18 protein-coding genes and 2 tRNA genes are annotated in these 17,112 nt (G+C 71.1%); 13 read left to right on the forward strand and 7 right to left on the reverse strand.

Annotation, left to right across the window (positions count from 1 at the left end):
• Positions 1–250: 250 nt before the first annotated feature.
• Positions 251–326 (forward strand) — tRNA-Glu (locus E1295_RS02750).
• A gap of 18 nt (positions 327–344) precedes the next feature.
• A tRNA-Glu gene (locus tag E1295_RS02755) sits at positions 345–417 on the forward strand.
• Positions 418–738: 321 nt separating this feature from the next.
• On the opposite strand, the gene E1295_RS02760 is transcribed toward E1295_RS02755, so the two are convergent.
• Entirely contained in the window at positions 739–2,439 is a 1,701-nt protein-coding gene (locus tag E1295_RS02760) for a hypothetical protein (RefSeq protein WP_132628045.1), read from the reverse strand.
• Between the two features lie 58 nt (positions 2,440–2,497).
• Positions 2,498–3,214 (reverse strand): IclR family transcriptional regulator, encoded by a 717-nt coding sequence (locus E1295_RS02765; RefSeq protein ID WP_020543978.1) that lies wholly within the window; start codon positions 3,212–3,214, stop codon positions 2,498–2,500.
• A gap of 180 nt (positions 3,215–3,394) precedes the next feature.
• Between E1295_RS02765 and leuC the strand changes: the two genes are divergently transcribed.
• From leuC to E1295_RS02785, 4 genes are all read left to right on the forward strand, one after another.
• Positions 3,395–4,780, forward strand: coding sequence for a 3-isopropylmalate dehydratase large subunit (gene leuC, locus E1295_RS02770; RefSeq protein ID WP_132628046.1), 1,386 nt, complete (start codon positions 3,395–3,397; stop codon positions 4,778–4,780).
• Positions 4,781–4,830: 50 nt separating this feature from the next.
• Complete coding sequence (gene leuD / locus E1295_RS02775; protein WP_132628047.1) at positions 4,831–5,418, forward strand: 3-isopropylmalate dehydratase small subunit; 588 nt, start codon at positions 4,831–4,833, stop codon at positions 5,416–5,418.
• A complete protein-coding gene (locus tag E1295_RS02780) occupies positions 5,397–5,636 on the forward strand; it encodes an SCO5555 family protein (RefSeq protein ID WP_132628048.1) in 240 nt (79 codons plus the stop codon). Before leuD ends, E1295_RS02780 begins: the two co-directional genes overlap by 22 nt.
• Before the next feature lie 99 nt (positions 5,637–5,735).
• Entirely contained in the window at positions 5,736–6,035 is a 300-nt protein-coding gene (locus E1295_RS02785; protein WP_132334500.1) for an HU family DNA-binding protein, read from the forward strand.
• Between the two features lie 45 nt (positions 6,036–6,080).
• On the opposite strand, the gene E1295_RS02790 is transcribed toward E1295_RS02785, so the two are convergent.
• Together E1295_RS02790 and cofC are read right to left on the reverse strand one after the other, a co-directional pair.
• Positions 6,081–6,287 (reverse strand): hypothetical protein, encoded by a 207-nt coding sequence (locus E1295_RS02790; RefSeq protein WP_132628049.1) that lies wholly within the window; start codon positions 6,285–6,287, stop codon positions 6,081–6,083.
• Positions 6,288–6,349: 62 nt separating this feature from the next.
• Positions 6,350–6,985, reverse strand: a complete 636-nt coding sequence (gene cofC, locus E1295_RS02795; RefSeq protein ID WP_132628050.1) for a 2-phospho-L-lactate guanylyltransferase — start codon at positions 6,983–6,985, stop codon at positions 6,350–6,352.
• A gap of 291 nt (positions 6,986–7,276) precedes the next feature.
• On the opposite strand from cofC, the gene E1295_RS02800 reads away from it, so the two are divergent.
• The 3 genes from E1295_RS02800 to E1295_RS02810 all read left to right on the forward strand — a co-directional run bounded on the left by E1295_RS02800 (position 7,277) and on the right by E1295_RS02810 (position 10,163).
• Complete coding sequence (locus E1295_RS02800; protein WP_132628051.1) at positions 7,277–7,987, forward strand: lysophospholipid acyltransferase family protein; 711 nt, start codon at positions 7,277–7,279, stop codon at positions 7,985–7,987.
• Positions 7,988–7,991: 4 nt separating this feature from the next.
• Entirely contained in the window at positions 7,992–9,002 is a 1,011-nt protein-coding gene (locus E1295_RS02805) for an NAD(P)H-dependent glycerol-3-phosphate dehydrogenase (RefSeq protein WP_132628052.1), read from the forward strand.
• Between the two features lie 66 nt (positions 9,003–9,068).
• Positions 9,069–10,163: a D-alanine--D-alanine ligase family protein gene (locus tag E1295_RS02810; RefSeq protein WP_132628053.1), complete on the forward strand. Its 1,095-nt coding sequence runs from the start codon at positions 9,069–9,071 to the stop codon at positions 10,161–10,163.
• Between the two features lie 12 nt (positions 10,164–10,175).
• Here the strand turns inward: E1295_RS02810 and E1295_RS02815 are convergent, their stop codons facing one another.
• Entirely contained in the window at positions 10,176–10,598 is a 423-nt protein-coding gene (locus E1295_RS02815; protein ID WP_132628054.1) for a DUF3515 family protein, read from the reverse strand.
• A gap of 13 nt (positions 10,599–10,611) precedes the next feature.
• Positions 10,612–10,845 (reverse strand): Lrp/AsnC family transcriptional regulator, encoded by a 234-nt coding sequence (locus tag E1295_RS02820; RefSeq protein ID WP_132334507.1) that lies wholly within the window; start codon positions 10,843–10,845, stop codon positions 10,612–10,614.
• Between the two features lie 68 nt (positions 10,846–10,913).
• Between E1295_RS02820 and E1295_RS02825 the strand changes: the two genes are divergently transcribed.
• The 3 genes from E1295_RS02825 (at position 10,914) to thiD (ending at position 14,673) form a co-directional block, all read left to right on the forward strand.
• A complete protein-coding gene (locus tag E1295_RS02825) occupies positions 10,914–11,861 on the forward strand; it encodes a thiamine-phosphate kinase (protein ID WP_132628101.1) in 948 nt (315 codons plus the stop codon).
• Positions 11,862–12,130: 269 nt separating this feature from the next.
• Positions 12,131–13,828 carry a hypothetical protein gene (locus E1295_RS02830; protein ID WP_132628055.1) on the forward strand — a complete coding sequence of 566 codons (1,698 nt, stop codon included), beginning with the start codon at positions 12,131–12,133 and terminating at the stop codon, positions 13,826–13,828.
• A 17-nt stretch (positions 13,829–13,845) separates the two neighbouring features.
• Positions 13,846–14,673 carry a bifunctional hydroxymethylpyrimidine kinase/phosphomethylpyrimidine kinase gene (gene thiD / locus E1295_RS02835; protein ID WP_132628056.1) on the forward strand — a complete coding sequence of 276 codons (828 nt, stop codon included), beginning with the start codon at positions 13,846–13,848 and terminating at the stop codon, positions 14,671–14,673.
• Positions 14,674–15,078: 405 nt separating this feature from the next.
• On the opposite strand, the gene rpmB is transcribed toward thiD, so the two are convergent.
• Complete coding sequence (rpmB, locus tag E1295_RS02840; RefSeq protein ID WP_043618345.1) at positions 15,079–15,264, reverse strand: 50S ribosomal protein L28; 186 nt, start codon at positions 15,262–15,264, stop codon at positions 15,079–15,081.
• A gap of 198 nt (positions 15,265–15,462) precedes the next feature.
• Here rpmB and E1295_RS02845 point away from each other — a divergent pair, with 198 nt between their 5' ends.
• Entirely contained in the window at positions 15,463–17,022 is a 1,560-nt protein-coding gene (locus E1295_RS02845; RefSeq protein WP_132628057.1) for a DAK2 domain-containing protein, read from the forward strand.
• Positions 17,023–17,112: the final 90 nt, after the last annotated feature.

Genomic DNA, 17,112 nt, shown 5'->3' on the forward strand with positions numbered 1-17,112 from the left:
GTAACGACATCACCACGATATCGGCTGGCGCGCCGACAAACTCGGGAAGGACATCCGTGATGCGCAGATGTGACAGGTCAGGGCACGATCGGGCCTTGACGGCCCTCCCGCTCCCGATTCACCCGTCGCCTCAAGGCGACGGTCCCCTCGGGAGGGGCTGATGGGTCGTAAGTGGTTTGGTTGTGGTCTCCGGGGTGCGGTAGAGTTACGCGCGTCGCCGGGGAAGCCCGGCGCATCAGCTTGTGAACAGGGTCCCGTCGTCTAGTGGCCCAGGACGCCGCCCTCTCAAGGCGGTAGCGCCGGTTCGAATCCGGTCGGGACTACCACTGTCACAAGCGCACGAAGGTCCCGTCGTCTAGTGGCCCAGGACGCCGCCCTCTCAAGGCGGTAGCGCCGGTTCGAATCCGGTCGGGACTACGTCTACCTCACCAACTCCGGCGCCCCACCGCCCGGAGTTTCTCATTTCCACGGCTGTCCCCCTCCGGTTGTCGGGTCACCGACTTGCCCGCTGCGGTGTGTCCTCTTCGGTGGCGACTTCCACGCGATCGGCCCACAGCGCGCACGTCACGGCACCCGGCCCCGTGAACCCCAGGAGCGTTTCCCTGGACGGGGGCCGGCCACGTGCGGCGGGTGGGGACGCCCGCCGCCAGCGTAAGGCTGGAAATCGCCCAGCCACGTGCGGCGCCGCGGCCGAGCGGATCACACCAAGCGACTCACAACGTGCCGATCAGCGGGCGGTTACAGGGAGCGGGCTTTGAACAGGGCGCGCCGGGCGGTCTTGGCGACCTGTTTGTCGGGATGCACCTGGGAGATGAGATCCAGCAGTTCCTCCACATGCGCGTGCGGAATCTTCCAGATCACCTCCAGCAGGTTGCTGACCATGTCGGGCCCGATGTCCTGCAGGCTGCTCACGAACTCCGACCGCCCCAGCCCGGCGGAGATCGTCCACATGTCGAGGATGAGCCAGTGCGTGTCGTCCTGTGTCGGTTCGGGCGCCCCCTCGACTTCGAGCTGGCTGAGGTGGGTGGCCGCGTACGGCCGCAGGGTGGGCTGCTTGAGCGCCTCCTGCCAGGCCGGGACGGCCGCCTCCCCGAGGGTGCCGACCACGCTGGCGGCCTGCACCCTGATCAGGGCGTCGCTTTCGTCCTCGCCCGCCGCCTCCAGCAGCTCTTCGGCCGCTTTGGCGGGTTCGCGCAGCCGCATCCAGGCGGCGAACTCGGCGTCGGCCTCTTCTTCGGGCAGTTCGGAGCTGAGCGCGAGCAGTTCGTGGGCGCTCATGGCTTCGATCGCCGGCCGGGCGTCGACCTCGATTCCGGCGTCGTCGACCAGGTGGACGATCCCTTCGGTGCCGAGCGGCGTGAGCCTTAGGATCTTGCCGTCGACCTCGACCATGCCGTAGCCGATCAGCCAGTCGATCGCGGGTGCCAGCGGGTCGCCCGCCGCCTCCCACGCGTCCGACCCGAGCTCATCGAGGTCGGCGACGGTCTCGGCCAGGTCGTGGCTCAGGTCGTCGCGGTCACGTGAGCCGCCGGCCAGCAGCAGCCTGACCAGGAGGCCGCGGGTCAGGCCCGCCAGCGCCATCGTGAGAGCGTAGTCGTCGAGCTCGGGGTCGCCGTAGTCGACCGAGTGCAGCCCGAGCATCCAGGCGTCGAGCACGTCGTCGTCATCGTCGAACGGCCACTCCGACGTGTCGTCCTGGACCGTCACCGTGTTGCCTTCGCCCGGTTCGAGGAACTCCAGATCGACGGCCAGGTTCCAGATGTTCCACAGATAGGGGACGGCCTCGGAGACCGGGCCTTCGGTTTCCGGCCTGGGCAGCCCGACGGCCGCCAGCGCCTCCTCCACCTCGGCGTCGCTGAGCAGGGTGTCCTCGCCCACCCGGCGGCCCGAGCCCACCCACACGGCCAGGTCGCGCGCCTTGGCGATGAGCGGCGCCTCGCGGGCGGCCGCGGCCAGCTCGGAGTCGGGCCGCAGCCTGATCGTGTCGAGTTCGGCCAGCTCGTCGGCGTATGTCTCGAAGTCGCCGAGGTCGCCGGCCTCCTCCTCGTCGTCCACGCCGTCGATCAGCTCCTCCATCAGGTCGACGAACTCGTCTTCGACGTCGTCGAGTTCGGCCTGCAGATCGGTGAGGGAGTCGGAGCCCTCGGCGAGCCTGCCGGTCTGGGAGAGGAACGTGAGGTACGCGTCCACGGCGGAGAGCATCCCGTCGGCGGCGGCGTCGGGATCCTCAACGACCTTGGGCATGCGATCGAGCAGCAGGTTACGCAGGTCGGCACGCTTCCACGTGCCGAGGTCCTGCGAGAAGGCGAGACGGTGCCAGAGTGCGGCAGGCCCCACGAGCTCGGGGTCGCTTCCGGGCGCGTTCGCACGCGCCCACATGATGAACTCTTCGAGCAGGGGTCGCAGCTCAGTGGCGGCTACCTCGATGCGATCTGTCACGCACTCAGGCTAGTGTGCTCACGAGGCTGTCGGCCCCGGAAATACCTGGTTTCGCCGATCATGACGTGCGGCGCATCGCCTCGGTGATGCGTTCGGCCGCCGCCATGACGGGCACCGCGTGCAACCGGCCGGGGGCTCGCGTGAGCCGCTCGATGGGCCCGGAGACCGACACGGCCGCGATCACCTTGCCTCCGCTGCCCCTTATGGGGGCGGAGACGCTGGCCACTCCCTGCTCCCGCTCGCCGACGCTGTGGGCCCAGCCCCTGCGGCGTACGGACGCGAGCGTGGCGGCGGTGAACTTGGCGCCGCGCAGCCCGCGGTGCAGCCGGTCGGGCTCCTCCCAGGCGAGCAGGATCTGCGCCGCCGAACCTGCCGTCATGGGCAGCGCCGAACCCACGGGAACCGTGTCGCGCAGGCCGCTGGCCCGCTCCGCCGCCGCCACGCAGACGCGTTCGTCCCCTTGGCGGCGATAAAGTTGCGCGCTCTCCCCGGTCAGGTCTCTGAGCTGCATCAGTACGGGGGAGGCCACCGCCAGCAGCCGGTCCTCGCCGGCCGCGGTGGACAACTCGGACAGCCGTGGACCCAGGACGAAACGGCCCTGCGTGTCGCGGCTCACGATGCGGTGGTGCTCCAGTGCGACGGCCAGCCGATGGGCCGTGGGGCGGGCCAGACCGGTGGCCTGGACGAGCTGCGCCAGTGAAGCGGGTCCCGCTTCGAGGGCATTGAGTACAAGAACTGCCTTGTCGAGTACTCCGACTCCGCTAGAGTTGTCCATAGGACGATACTGCCGTCTCGACATATGAGAAGGCAAGTCACAAAGGTTCTCCCGCGAGGGATCGCCGATCTCTGAACCGAGAGCGCAGGGAGCGGGGCGACCGGAGCGACGAGGGAAGAGACCGGGTCCGAGCGACTGAGCCGCGATGCGCCGCATCGCTCTAAGCAGGAGGAAGATCACATGGGCCGCACACTGGCCGAGAAGGTCTGGGAGCAGCACGTCGTCAGGCGCGCCGACGGCGAGCCCGACCTGCTCTACATCGACCTGCACCTCATCCACGAGGTGACCAGCCCGCAGGCGTTCGACGGGCTCCGTCTCGCCGGCCGGAAGGTGCGGCGTCCCGATCTCACGATCGCCACCGAGGACCACAACGTGCCGACCGTGCTCGGCCCGATCGCCGACCCGGTGTCCAAGAAGCAGGTCGAGACGCTGCGCAAGAACGCCGCGGAGTTCGGCATCAGGCTCCACCCGATGGGTGACGCCGGTCAGGGCGTGGTGCACATCATCGGCCCGCAGTTCGGCCTGACGCAGCCGGGCATGACGATCGTCTGCGGCGACTCCCACACCTCGACGCACGGCGCGTTCGGCGGCATCGCGTTCGGCATCGGCACCTCCGAGGTCGAGCACGTGCTGGCCACCCAGACGCTGCCCGCCTACCGGCCGAAGACGATGGCCATCGAGGTCTCGGGCGAACTGCCCCCCGGCGTCACCGCCAAGGACCTGATCCTGGCCATCATCTCCAATATCGGCACCGGCGGCGGCCAGGGCTACATCGTCGAATACCGCGGCGAGGCGGTGCGCAAGCTCTCCATGGAGGGCCGCATGACGGTGTGCAACATGTCCATCGAGGCGGGCGCCCGCGCCGGCATGATCGCGCCGGACGAGACCACGTTCGCCTACCTCAAGGGGCGCCCGCACGCGCCGCAGGGCGAGGCGTGGGACCAGGCCGTCGACTACTGGAAGTCGCTGCGCACCGACGACGACGCCGTGTTCGACAAGGTCGTGGAGATCGACGCCTCGACGCTGACCCCCTACGTCACGTGGGGCACCAACCCCGGCCAGGGGCTGCCGCTCGCCGAGTCCGTGCCGAGCCCCGACTCCTTCGGCGACCCGGTCGCCCGCTCGGCCGCCGAACGCGCGCTCGACTACATGGGCCTGCGCGCGGGCACGCCGCTGCGCGAGATCGAGGTCGACACCGTGTTCGTCGGCTCGTGCACCAACGGCCGCATCGAGGACCTGCGCTCGGCCGCCGAGATCCTGCGCGGCCGCCAGGTGAGGACCCGCACGCTCATCGTCCCCGGCTCGATGCAGGTCAAGGTGCAGGCCGAGGAGGAGGGCCTGCACGAGGTGTTCAAGGCCGCGGGCGCCGAGTGGCGCGAGGCCGGCTGCTCGATGTGCCTCGGCATGAACCCCGACACGCTCAAGCCGGGCGAGCGCAGCGCCTCGACCTCCAACCGCAACTTCGAGGGTCGCCAGGGCAAGGGCGGCCGCACCCATCTGGTGTCGCCGCAGGTCGCCGCCGCGACCGCGGTGACCGGCCGCCTCACCGCTCCGGCCGACCTCTGACGCCGGGCGTCCCGCAGACCTTCAGCCCTGTAGACCCGTAAGGACAATCGATGGAAGCCTTCACCACCCACACCGGTACGGCGGTGCCGCTGCGCCGCAGCAACGTCGACACCGACCAGATCATCCCGGCCGTCTGGCTCAAGCAGGTCAGCCGCACCGGCTTCGAGAGGGGCCTGTTCGCCGCCTGGCGCGAGGACCCGGAGTTCGTCCTCAACGACGCCGCCTACGACGGCGCCTCGATCCTGGTCGCCGGTCCCGACTTCGGCACCGGCTCCTCGCGCGAACACGCGGTCTGGGCGCTCCAGCAGTACGGGTTCCGCGTCGTCATCGCCGCCAGGTTCGGCGACATCTTCCGCAACAACTCCACGAAGATGGGCCTGCTGCCGGTCGTCCTGCCCGGCGACAAGGTGGCGGCCCTGCAGTCGGCCGTCGAGGCAGACCCCAAGCTCGAAATCACCGTTGACCTGCGGGAACGCCAGGTTCGCTGGGCGGATGAGGTCCTCGGCTTCGAGATCGACGACTACACCCGCTGGCGGCTCATGGAAGGCCTCGACGACATCGGGCTGACCCTGCGTCACGCCGACGAGGTGGCGGCATACGAGAATGGTCGGCAGCCATGGCTGCCGACGACCGTCTAGAAGACGACGAACTGGCGCGGCGGTTGCGCGAGGCGCACCGCCGCGTCCGCATGCTCCCCGCAGCCGACAAGGAACGGATAGCGCGCCGCTATCTGTCGATCTGCGAGCTCGCGAAGCGGGACCCGAAAAGGGCCGCGCTCCGCCTCGACACGTTTCTGGCCTCCCTTGACGAGCCCCCCGACACGCCACGAAGTGCGGAAAACACGCCCGGTGATTGAGTTCCCCTGCGATCCCGCCTACTTTCGAGCCCGTAAGGGGTTTCTCCGTCAAACACGTAAACTGGAGCCCCGAGCCGTAACTGGGGGAGCAGGACTTTCATGAACAAGCGTGAACTCGTCGAGGCCATCGCGGATCGGGTGGGCGACAGGAAGACGGCCACCGAGGCCGTGAACGCGGTCGTCGACGCCATCCAGAAGGCCGTGGCCAGCGGCGACAAGGTCTCGATCACGGGCTTCGGCGCGTTCGAGATGGTGAACAAGCCCGCCCGCACGGCGCGCAATCCGTCGACCGGGGCGGAAATCAACGTCGCGGAGAGCTGGGCACCGAAGTTCCGTCCCGGCTCCGATTTCAAAGAGCTGGTGAACGAGGGCGGCAAGAAAATCGGCAAGAAAAAGTAAACTCGGCGGACCACGCCCGGGCCGTCCGGCCCGGGCGTCCGCATTTCATGCGCCGGGCACCGGGAAAGTGGAGAGCGTGATGTAAGTGATCGCGCCGCCGGACATCGCGAGATTGACCCGCTGCCCGGTGCGCAGCAATCGGAGCGGCCCCGCGTCGAAGGCGGGCGCGCCGAACTCCAGCACGGTCCCGTCGTCGAGGAACACCGTGCCCGAGCGAGTGGCCTCGTCGAAACTGCGCACCGTCGCCTGCACGAGGACCAGCGTAAGGCGGCCGCGCCGGGCGGTCCAATGATGCTTCCTGACCGCCGCCCCGGTCATGTGTCCGGCCACAACTCACCCACCACCGCCGCCGTGTGCCTGCCGAGCCCGAGCGCGACGGCTGCGCGCAGGTCGTCGGGGGTGTCGACGTCGCGGCGTACGGAGTCGATCCCCGGCACGGCCAGTTCCTTGGCCCCGGCGGCCAGGTGCTTGGCCCGCGACTCCCCGCCGAACCTGGGCGTGAACGGCGTCCCGGGCCCCACGCCGTAAAAGGTCGTCCCCACGTCCAGCGCGTCGGGCACGAACGCCTGGTCGAACTCGGCCGCCGCCTCCAGTGCCAGGCCCAGCTCGGCCGGCCGCAGGGCGGGCAGGTCGGCCTGGAGCGCGCCCACCGCGTCGCCGGGCGCGACGCGTACGGCATGGGCGGCCCCCGTGCGGAGCGCGGTGTTCAGCCCGCGGTCGGGGTCGTGCACCACCTCGGCCCCGAGCCCGGCGAGGGGGCCCGCCGCGGCCGGGTCGGCGGTCACCACGATCACTCGCGCCACCACCGGGCACGACAGCGCCGCCGCCACGGTGTCGCAGGCCACCGCGACGGCCAGCCTGGTGCGGTGGGGCCCGGTCGCAGCGGCGAGCCGGGTCTTCGCCGCGACCAGCGTCTTGACCGGCACCACCAGTGACCACCGGTTGCTCATCGGTTTCTCCTTCGCTGAAGAGCGCGGGCTCCAGCCAGGGAAACCCTCGTCGTGCGGGCGGGCGACGGCTCGACGCCCCGAAGAACATCCTGGCGGCGGGGCGTACCGTGAACGACGTCACCTCCGCGGGCGCCCAGGCGGCTGCGGCGCGGCGACTTCGACCTGTGAAGATGGAAAGCCCCCGCCCGCGGGCGCGGGGACCAAGCCGAACGCTCAAGCATCACGCGCCTCGACATCCCGAGCGGCCAACCGGGAGACTTGGGGCGCATCCCGCAGGTGTTGGAGGAGATCATGAGCCGCCCCACGCGACCGTCGCGTTTCTGGGAAACCCTGGCAGTAGTCGTGGTGAAACCGCTGTCCCGGTTCCTGGTCAAAAGGGACTGGCGCGGAGGGGAGCGCATCCCCCGCACCGGCGGCGTGATCATCGCGACCAACCATCTCTCCTGGGCCGACCCTGTTCTGCTGTCGCACTTCCTCTACAACAACGGGCGCTGGCCGGTAATCCTCGCCAAGTCCGCGCTTTTCAAAGTGCCGCTCCTCGGCCGGGCCGTGACGGCGCTGCTGGCCATCCCGGTCGCCCGCGGCAGCAGCGAGGCGGCCCTGTCACTGCAGATCTCGGCAGAACGGCTCGACGCCGGTTGTGCGATCTTGTTCTACCCGGAGGGCACCTGCACCCGTGACCCCGGCCTGTGGCCCATGGTGGGCAAGACGGGCGCGGCCCGGCTGGCGTTGCAGAGCGGCGCGCCGGTCATCCCGGTCGCCCACTGGGGTGCGCATGAGCTGCTCCCCTACGGGGAGAAGAAGCCCAGGCTGTTCCCGCGCAAGACGTTCCGCGTCAGCGTGGGGCCGCCTGTCGACCTGTCAAAATACGCGGACCGACCGCCGCAGGCGGCCGTGCTGCGCGAGGCGACGGCCGACATCATGGCCGCGATCACCGCGCAGCTCGCCGAGCTGCGCGGGGAGAAGGCGCCGGAAACTCCCTACGACCCCGCCGGACGGTGATGGCATGACGAAGGTGGCCGTTCTCGGCACGGGCTCGTGGGGCACGACGTTCGCCATGATCCTGGCGGAGGCCGGCAACGAGGTCACGCTGTGGGGGCGCAGGCCGGAGCTGGTCGAGGCGATCGACCGTGAGCACGCCAACCCCGACTACCTGCCGGGCATCGAGCTGCCGGCCTCGCTGCGCGCCACGACCGACCCCGCGCGGGCGCTCGACGGCGCCGACTTCGTGGTGCTGGCCGTGCCGGCGCAGCGGCTGCGGGACAACCTGGCCCGCTGGCGCGAGCACCTGCCGTCCCGCGCGGTGCTGGTCAGCCTGATGAAGGGCATCGAGCTGGGCACGACCAAGCGGATGAGCGAGGTGATCCGCGAGGTCGCCGAGGTGCCGGAGGAACGTGTCGCCGTCGTCTCCGGGCCCAACCTGGCCAAGGAGATCGCCCTGCGCCAGCCCGCCGCCACCGTCGTCGCCTGCGCCGACGAGTCCGTCGCCGCGCGCCTCCAGTCGGCCTGTCACCTGCCGCCGTGGTTCCGCCCGTACACCAACCCCGACGTCGTCGGCGTGGAGCTGGGCGGCGCGGTGAAGAACGTGATCGCGCTGGCCGTCGGCGTCTCCGCGGGCATGGGCATGGGCGACAACGTCAGTGCCATGCTCATCACCAGGGGGCTGGCCGAGATCTCCCGGCTGGGCGCGGCGCTCGGCGCCGACGCGCACACGTTCGCGGGGCTGGCCGGCATGGGCGACCTGGTGGCCACGTGCACGTCGCCGCTGTCGCGCAACCGTACGTTCGGCGAGAACCTCGGCAGGGGCATGACGCTGGACGAGGCCGTCGCGGCCACCAAGCAGACGGCGGAGGGCGTCAAGTCCTGCGAGTCCGTGCTGGAGCTGGCCAGGAAACACGACGTCGAGATGCCCATCACCGAGGTCGTCGTCGGAGTGGTGCACGACGGCATGTCCCCGGCGGAGGCGGGCATGTTGCTGATGTCACGCTCGCCCAAACCCGAGCGTTACGGCGTATAAGTGAAAGACCTGATTACGGCGTGCTCGGCTCGCTGTGACAGGGACACCCCGGTAGATTCGGACACCATGAGCAAGCCACGCGTCGCCGTCGTTTTCGGGGGTCGCAATTCGGAGCACGCCGTGTCCCTCATGGGCGCGGGCAGCGTTCTCGAAGCGATCGACAGGAGCAAATATGAGGTGATCCCCATCGGGATCGCCCAGGACGGCAGATGGGTGCTGGCCACGTCCGAGCAGCGGTTCGCCATCGAGTCGGGCGAGCTGCCGGTCGTCGACGGGGAGGGCGCGGCGCTGGCGCTCCCGTCGGGCGGCAACGCGCTGGTGGCGTACGACCCGGGCAGCATCCCCGTGGAGCTGGGCACGGTCGACGTGGTGTTCCCCGTGATGCACGGGCCGTTCGCCGAGGACGGCACGATCCAGGGCCTGCTGGAGATGGCCGGCGTGCGTTACGTCGGCTCGGGGGTGCTGGCCAGCGCGGTCGGCATGGACAAGTCCCACATGAAAACCGTGATGGCCGCCGCGGGGCTGCCCATCGGCCGTTACGTCGTCGTACGCGACCGCGACTGGCGGCTCGACCGCGAGCGGGTGCTCAAGGAGGCAGAGGAGCTCGGCTTCCCGGTGTTCGTCAAGCCCGCGAGGGCCGGCTCCTCGCAGGGCATCTCCAAGGCGTGCGACCGGTCCCAGCTGGAGGCGGCGGTGCAGGCCGCCAGACAGCACGACCCCAAGGTGCTCATCGAGGCCGCCATCGCGGGCCGCGAGATCGAGTGCGCGGTGCTGCAGTCGCCGGGCGACGAGCCGGCCGCCGCGTCGATCCCCGGCGAGGTCAGGGTCGAGGGCGGGCAGGAGTTCTTCGACTTCGAGGCGAAGTACTACCCCGACCAGATGTCGCTCACCGTGCCCGCCGACATCCCGGCCGAGACGGCCGAGGAGCTCCGGGCGATGGCGGTGCGCGCGTTCGAGGCGCTCGACTGCGAAGGGCTCGCGCGGGTCGACTTCTTCTACACGCCTGAGGGCGCGCTCGTCCTCAACGAGATCAACACCATGCCCGGGTTCACGTCGTTGTCGGTCGCGCCGCAGCTCTGGGCCGCCTCGGGCCTGCCCTATCCGGCGCTGGTCGACCGGCTCATCCAGCTCGCGCTGACCCGGTCGGCGGGGTTGCGCTGAACGATCGCCCGGTCAGCGGCCCGCCAGCCGGGCGATCGGTCCCGACAGGTCCGCAAGCACCTCGCCGGCCACGTGCTCGCCTCCGACGGTGACCTCGACGTACGCGGTATCGGTCACCGCGGTGAACAACGTGGGCCTGTCGGGATCGGCGAACCAGCCCACGCCGCCGATCTCCCGCAGCTGGTCGGTGGGCGCCATCCTGGACGGCCGGTCCACTCCGCAGCGCAGCGCGATGGTTCCCTCGCCCCAGACGGCGACGTACGGCGATTCGGGCGTGGACGTGCCGCGCTCGGCACCGTCGAGGGTCTCGGGCAGCAGCCCGGCCAGCTTGTCGCACGCGGCCACCGCCTCGCCCTGCGGCGTGGGCGGATCGACCTGCACCGTGCCGCACCCGGCGAGGGTCAGCAGAACCAGCAGGACGGTGACGGCACGCATGCGACGACTACCTTCAGATGTGGACGATCGGACACGTCAGAGTACGCGTGATCCCCTCCACCGCCTGAATCTGGGCGACGACGAGCTTGCCGAGCTCGTCGACGTTGTGGGCCTCCGCGCGCACGATCACGTCGTAGGGCCCCGTCACGTCCTCCGCCTGGGTGACCCCCGGGATGCCGGAGATCTCGCGGGCCACGGCGGCGGCCTTGCCCACTTCGGTCTGAATAAGGATGTAGGCCTGCACCATTACGTCCTCCTGGGCGATTGGATCACGCCGATGGGTAACCGTACCCTGTGTGCGTCAGGAGGTGCGTCATCACAGTCGGAGATCTCGGCGAATTCGGTGTGGTAAATCGCATTACCGGACGCCTCCCCCAGGGCGCTGCCGTAATGCTCGGGCCGGGTGACGACGCGGCCGTGGTGGCCGCGCCCGACGGGCGTGTCGTGGTTTCGACCGATCTGCTGCTGGAGGGCCGGCACTTCCGCCGTGACTGGTCGGGCGGCTATGACGTGGGCCGAAAGGCCGCGGCCCAGAACCTCGCCGACGTGGCCGCCATGGGCGCCGTGCCCACCTCGATCGTGGTGGGGCTCGGCATCCCCGCCGACCTGCCCCTGACCTGGCTCGACGAGCTGACCGACGGGTTTCGCGACGAGTGCGCCGTGGTCGGCGCCAGTGTGGCCGGGGGCGACGTCACCCGGTGCGACCAGGTGGTCATCGGGGTGAGCGCGCTGGGCGACCTGAAGGGACGCGCTCCCGTGCTGCGCTCCGGTGCCAGGCCGGGGCACGTGGTCGCGGTGACGGGCCGGCTCGGGTACGCCGCCGCCGGATGGGCGGTGCTGGAGGAGGGCCTGGCGGTCGGCTCCCCGGCCTTGGAGGAGGTCGTGGCCGCACATCGCAGGCCGTCGCCGCCGTACTCGATGGGGCCGCAGGCGGCCGAACTGGGCGCCGGCGCGATGCTCGACGTCAGCGACGGGCTGCTGCAGGATCTCGGGCACGTCGCCGAGGCCAGCGGGGTCCGGATCGAGCTGGATCCCGAGGCGTTCGCCGTGGCGGAGCCGGTCGCTGTCGCGGCGAAGGAGGTGGGGGCCGATCCGCTGGAGTGGGTGCTCACGGGTGGTGAGGATCACGCGCTCGCGGCGGTGTTCCCCTCAGAGGTAAGCCTGCCGGCATCGTGGCAGGTCGTGGGCCACGTGGTCGAGGGCGCCGGTGTCGTGGTGCGCGGCCGTGAGGTCGGGCGGCGCGGCTGGGATCACTTTGAGTGACTTCTTGTCCCGATTTACGTGAAATTTTCCGGATTTGAGGCGTGACTAGCGGGATTGTTGTGACAGCGGCGTAGCGAAGGTGTTATGAAGATTGGCGGCCACTGTAACCGGGAGAAAGGGCAGCCATGGGCCGCCACGGCACAGGTGGATCCGAAGACGGGGATGAACGGGGGAACGGCAGCGCATTCTGGGGTCCTGACGAGGAGGCCGACCAGCCCGGCTGGCCTTCCCTGCCGGACCAGCCCGAGGTGACGGGCCAGTGGGCTCCCATGCCACGGCGTACGGACGCGCCGCCGCCGCGCGCGCCGCAGTCCGAGCCGTTCGAGACCACCGGAGCCTTCGCGCTGCCCGCCGACGCCGCCAGCGGATTCTCACCGGCCAACGACCCCAGGAGCCCGTTCCAGCCGCCTCAGGGCCAGAGGGGTGACGAGGCCGGGCCGATGGAGACGACGGGCGCGTTCGCCCGCCCGCCCGAGTGGGGCCCACCCGCCGACCGCTCCTTCAACGGGCCAGAAGGCCCTGCCGACCAGACGGCCGTGTTCGGCGCTCCCGGCGGCATGCCGGCCCCCGGAACGCCGGGGTCGGGCCACGCAAGCGCTTTCAGCCGTCCCGCGGACGACGGCCGGTTCGGCGAACCGGCCGGCCGGCCGTACACCGGCCCCGCCGACCAGCCCGGCCCGTACGCCGGGGGACCCGCTGACCCGTTCGCCCAGGACGACAGGTCCGGGCCGTTCGGTGGTCCGGATGACAGGTCCGGCCCGTTCGGTGGTCCCGACGACGGGTCCGGGCCGTTCCGTGGTCCCGACGACAGATCGGGGCCGTTCGGCGGTCCCGACGAGCGGACCGCGTTCTTCGACGGCACCCCGGATCGTTCCGGTTTCTTCGACGAGTCCGATGACCGTACCGCCAGATTCGACCCGCCCCCCGTGCCCAGCAGCGGCCCGCCCGAGCCCGGCGACGTCAAGGTGGCCGGCTCGCCGATCGCCGCGCAGGCGCCGGCCTGGGCCAACGCGGAGACCGGGTTCCTGGGCTCCGGCTGGTCGTCCGACTCGGGCCCCGGCGGCCCTGAGGAACCGCCCCGCGACCGCCGCGGCCGACGCAAGGCGCGCCGCGACGACGAGCTGATCTCCGGCGCCTCGTCGGGGGGCGGCAAGGGCAAGGTGGCCCTGCTGTCCGTCGCCGCCGTGGCCGTCGTGCTCGGCGGCACCGTGGCGGGCGTCAAGTTCATGAGCACCGCGGGTGGTCCGGACAAGTGCGCGGACACCACCTGCGCGGCCGTGCAGGGCGCCACCAACCGGCCGGGACCGGAGGTCTCCCAGCCGCCCGTGGAGGAGACGGAGCCGGTGGAGGAGGAACCGTCGGACGAGCCGGTAAAGGACACCGGGCCGGCCGAGACCCCGACGCCCACCGTCACGTACAACGCCCGCCCGCGCCACACGGAGCCGGCCGCCAAGCCGACGCCCACCAAGACCAAGGTGAAGAAGTCGAAGGAGCCGGCGCAGGAACCCGCGCAGGAGCCGGTGAACGAGCCGGACGACGTGAGCCTGCCCCAGGACACGCCGCTGGAGGAGCCGTCCTCCGTGGACGCCGACACCGGCGCCGCGCCGACCACCACCAGCGTTCCCGAGCCCACGGACGACACCGGATCCTTCGGCTCGCCGTCCGGCAACGGGTCGGTGAACGTCCAGCAGACCATCCGGCAACGGATGACGACGTACGCGGCCGATCTGCGGCTCTCCAACACCTCGTCGGCGACGCTGCAGAACCCCACGATCACCGTCCCGGTCGACGGCACGGTCGTGGACGTGCGGGGCGCCCAGTGGACGCAGGACGGTGACCTGCTGATCCTTGACGTGTCGGCGCAGCTCGCCACGGGTGACACGGTCAAGGTCTCGTTCACCGCGACGGGCAGGGGCACGCCGGCGGCCAACTGCGGGATGGTCCGGGGGGAGTGCGTCGTCAGCTGAGTGGTTGGATAGGGGACATGACGGAGCGATCACCGCAAAGCGCCCCTTCCGCCGCGGTTACCACCCCGCCACGCGTACTGACCGTCGCCGGCTCCGACTCAGGGGGCGGCGCCGGCATCCAGGCGGACCTGAAGACCATGATGGCCCTGGGTGTCCACGGAATGAGCGTCATCGCCGCCGTGACCGCCCAGAACTCGCTGGGTGTCCAGGGCTACTGGGAGCTGCCGCCCGAGGCCGTACGCGCGCAGCTCGACTCCGTGCTCGGCGACATCGGCGCGCAGGCCGTGAAGACCGGCATGCTCGCCTCGCCGGTGCTGGTCGAGATGGTGGCCGACGCACTCGGGCGGTACGACGCGCCGCTGGTCGTGGACCCCGTCGGGGTGTCGAAGCACGGCAACTCGCTGCTCGCGCCCGAGGCCGTCGAAACGCTGCGGACCCGCCTGCTGCCCGTGGCCACCGTGGTGACGCCGAACCTGTGGGAGGTGGAGCAGCTCACCTCGGTCAAGGTCGAGGACGAGGACGGCCTGCGCGGGGCCGCCGACGCGATCCTGGAGCTGGGGCCCACGTGGGCGCTGATCAAGGGCGGTCACCTGCCCGGCGCGCCGGTCGACCTGCTCACCGACGGCACCCAGGAGTTCCGCTTCGCCGCCGAACGCCTCGACAACCGCCACACCCACGGCACGGGCTGCACGCTCGCCTCGGCCATCGCCTCCCGCCTCGCGATGGGCGATGACGTGCCGTCGGCGGTGGGCGCGGCGAAGGAGTACGTGACGGGGGCGATCGCCAGGGGTTTCCCCCTCGGCGACGGCATCGGCCCGGTCGACCACGCCTGGCGCTGGCGCTGACCACCCCCAAGCTCACCCGGAGGCGGTCGTCCCACCGCGACGACCGCGCCGGTCTTCCGTCAGGGGAAGAACGCCCGGAAGGCGCCGAGCGGTTCGACGTGGATCGTGGGGAGGCGCCGTGCCACCGTCCTGTGGCCGTACGGTCCCGACCCGCCCAGCCGCTCCTCAGCGACGCGAAGGCGTGCTCGAGTGTGGGGCGCAGGACCGGCGGGAGCCCGAGACAGGGAAGAGCGTGGGCGCTGGGAGAAAGCGGGTCAAGGGAGTGCAGGGAGCGAGGCCCGCAAGCGGAATGGGGTGAACCCGTCAGAACGCGGGCATGTGGAATGGGGTGAACCCGTCAGAGGGCGGGCATGACGAAAGCCCGCCGGATCCCTCAGAACCGGACGGGCTTCGCGACCGTGCGGACTAGCGGGTGACCTTGCCCGCCTTGATGCACGAGGTGCACACGTTCAGCTTCTTCGGCGTGCCGCCGACGACCGCGCGGACCGTCTGGATGTTGGGGTTCCAACGACGGCGCGTGCGGCGGTGGGAGTGGGACACGTTGTTGCCGAACGTCGGCCCCTTGCGGCAGACATCGCAGACGGAAGCCACGGTATCGCTCCTTAAAACAGTCGATGTAGCCCTGTCCGCGGATGAGTTCCGGGCGGAGGGCACGCCGGGACAACCGGCCAGCCAGACGAGAATATCCGATCCACCCCGATGGGCGCGAACCAGAGCACTGGACCGGGTCCGATGCGGCGATATTCTCCTCGCACAACCGTAGCGCATCAGGGAGGTCGGAGGGCCCACATGGAGATCCTCGACCCGCCGGCCGTGCGCCGCTGGGCCCGCCTGGCCGCCGACGCGCTCGGCCGGGCCAGGACGGAGATCGACGCGCTCAACGTGTTCCCCGTGGCCGACGGCGACACCGGCACCAACCTGCACCTGACCATGCTGTCGGCGGCCGAGGCCGTCGAGTCCCTGCCCGACGACGTGGACGCCGCCGTGGTGTGGCAGACGCTCTCGTACGGCGCCCTCGTCGGGGCGCGCGGCAACTCCGGCGTGATCGTCAGCCAGGCGCTGCGCGGTCTGGCCGAGGTCCTGAAGGAGGGATCCGACCTGCGCGCCGGGTTGCGCAGGGCCGCCACCCTGGCCAGGGAGGCGGTGGCCAGGCCGGTCGAGGGCACGGTGCTGAGCGTGCTGGAGTCCGCCGCGGGAGCCGTCCAGGACGCCGACGCCGACGACCTGCGCGCGGTGGCGCTGCGCGCGGCCGAGGAGGCCAGGGCCGCGCTGCGCAGGACGACGGGCCAGCTGGACGTGCTGGCCCGCAGCGGCGTCGTGGACGCGGGCGGGGCCGGTGCGGCGATCGTGCTCGAGACGCTCGCCTCCGTGATCAGCGGCTCCTCCACCGGCCACTACGACGTTCCCGCACCGATCGCGCGGGTGACGCCGATGGCGGAGGTGGGAGCGGGATACGAGGTGATGTACCTGCTGGACGCCGACGACCGCGCGGTGCGCGCGCTGCGCGAGGAGCTCGACGCCATGGGCGACTCGCTGGTCGTGGTGGGCGGAGAAGGACTGTGGAACGTGCACGTCCACGTGGCCGAGGCGGGCCCGGCCGTCGAGGCGGGGGTGCGGGCGGGCAGGCCGCACCGCATCAGGATCACGTACCTCGCCGAATCCACTCACCGCGCCCCTTCCCGTGGCGCCGCGGGAAGGGGCGTGGTCGCGGTGGCGGCGGGTGCCGGGATCGCGGCGCTGTTCGAGGAGTGCGGCGCGGTCGTGGTGCGGCGCGCACCCGGCGCCAGGCCGACACTGCCCGCCATGCTCGCGGCGATCAGGCAGGCGGGCGGCGAGGTGGCCGTGCTCCCGAACGACGAGGGCGTCAGGGCGGTCGCCGCCGCGGCCGCGCAGATCGCCCGCGAGGACGGCGCCACGGTGAGCGTGCTGCCCACGGAGGCCACCGTGCAGGGACTGGCCGCGCTGGCCGTACACGATCCGCTGCGCCGCTTCGACGACGACGTGGTCGCGATGACCGACGCCGCCGGGCACACGCGGCGCGGGCACGTGATGGTGGCCGACAGGGAGGCGTTCACGAGCGCGGGGGTGTGCCGCCCCGGTGACGTGCTCGGCCTGATCGACGGAGACGTCGCCGTGATCGGCGACACGGTCGACCACGTGGCCGCCACCGTCGTCGACCGGATGGTGGCGGGCGGCGGCGAGCTGGTGACCCTGGTCACGGGCGCGCAGGCGCCCACCGGGCTCGCCGACCGGGTCGAGGACCATCTCAGGCGTACGCGCCCCGACGTCGACCTCGTCGTGTACGACGGCGAGCAGGGCGGCTACCCGCTCCTCATCGGCGTGGAGTGACAGCCGGAGGGGGCCGATCGGCGTGGCGGCGGCCGGAGCTGGTCCGATCGGCGTGGTGACGGCCGGTGCGGCCCGGCGATCGGCGCGCGG

It is taken from the genome of Nonomuraea mesophila (assembly GCF_004352805.1).
Classification (GTDB): domain Bacteria; phylum Actinomycetota; class Actinomycetes; order Streptosporangiales; family Streptosporangiaceae; genus Nonomuraea; species Nonomuraea longispora.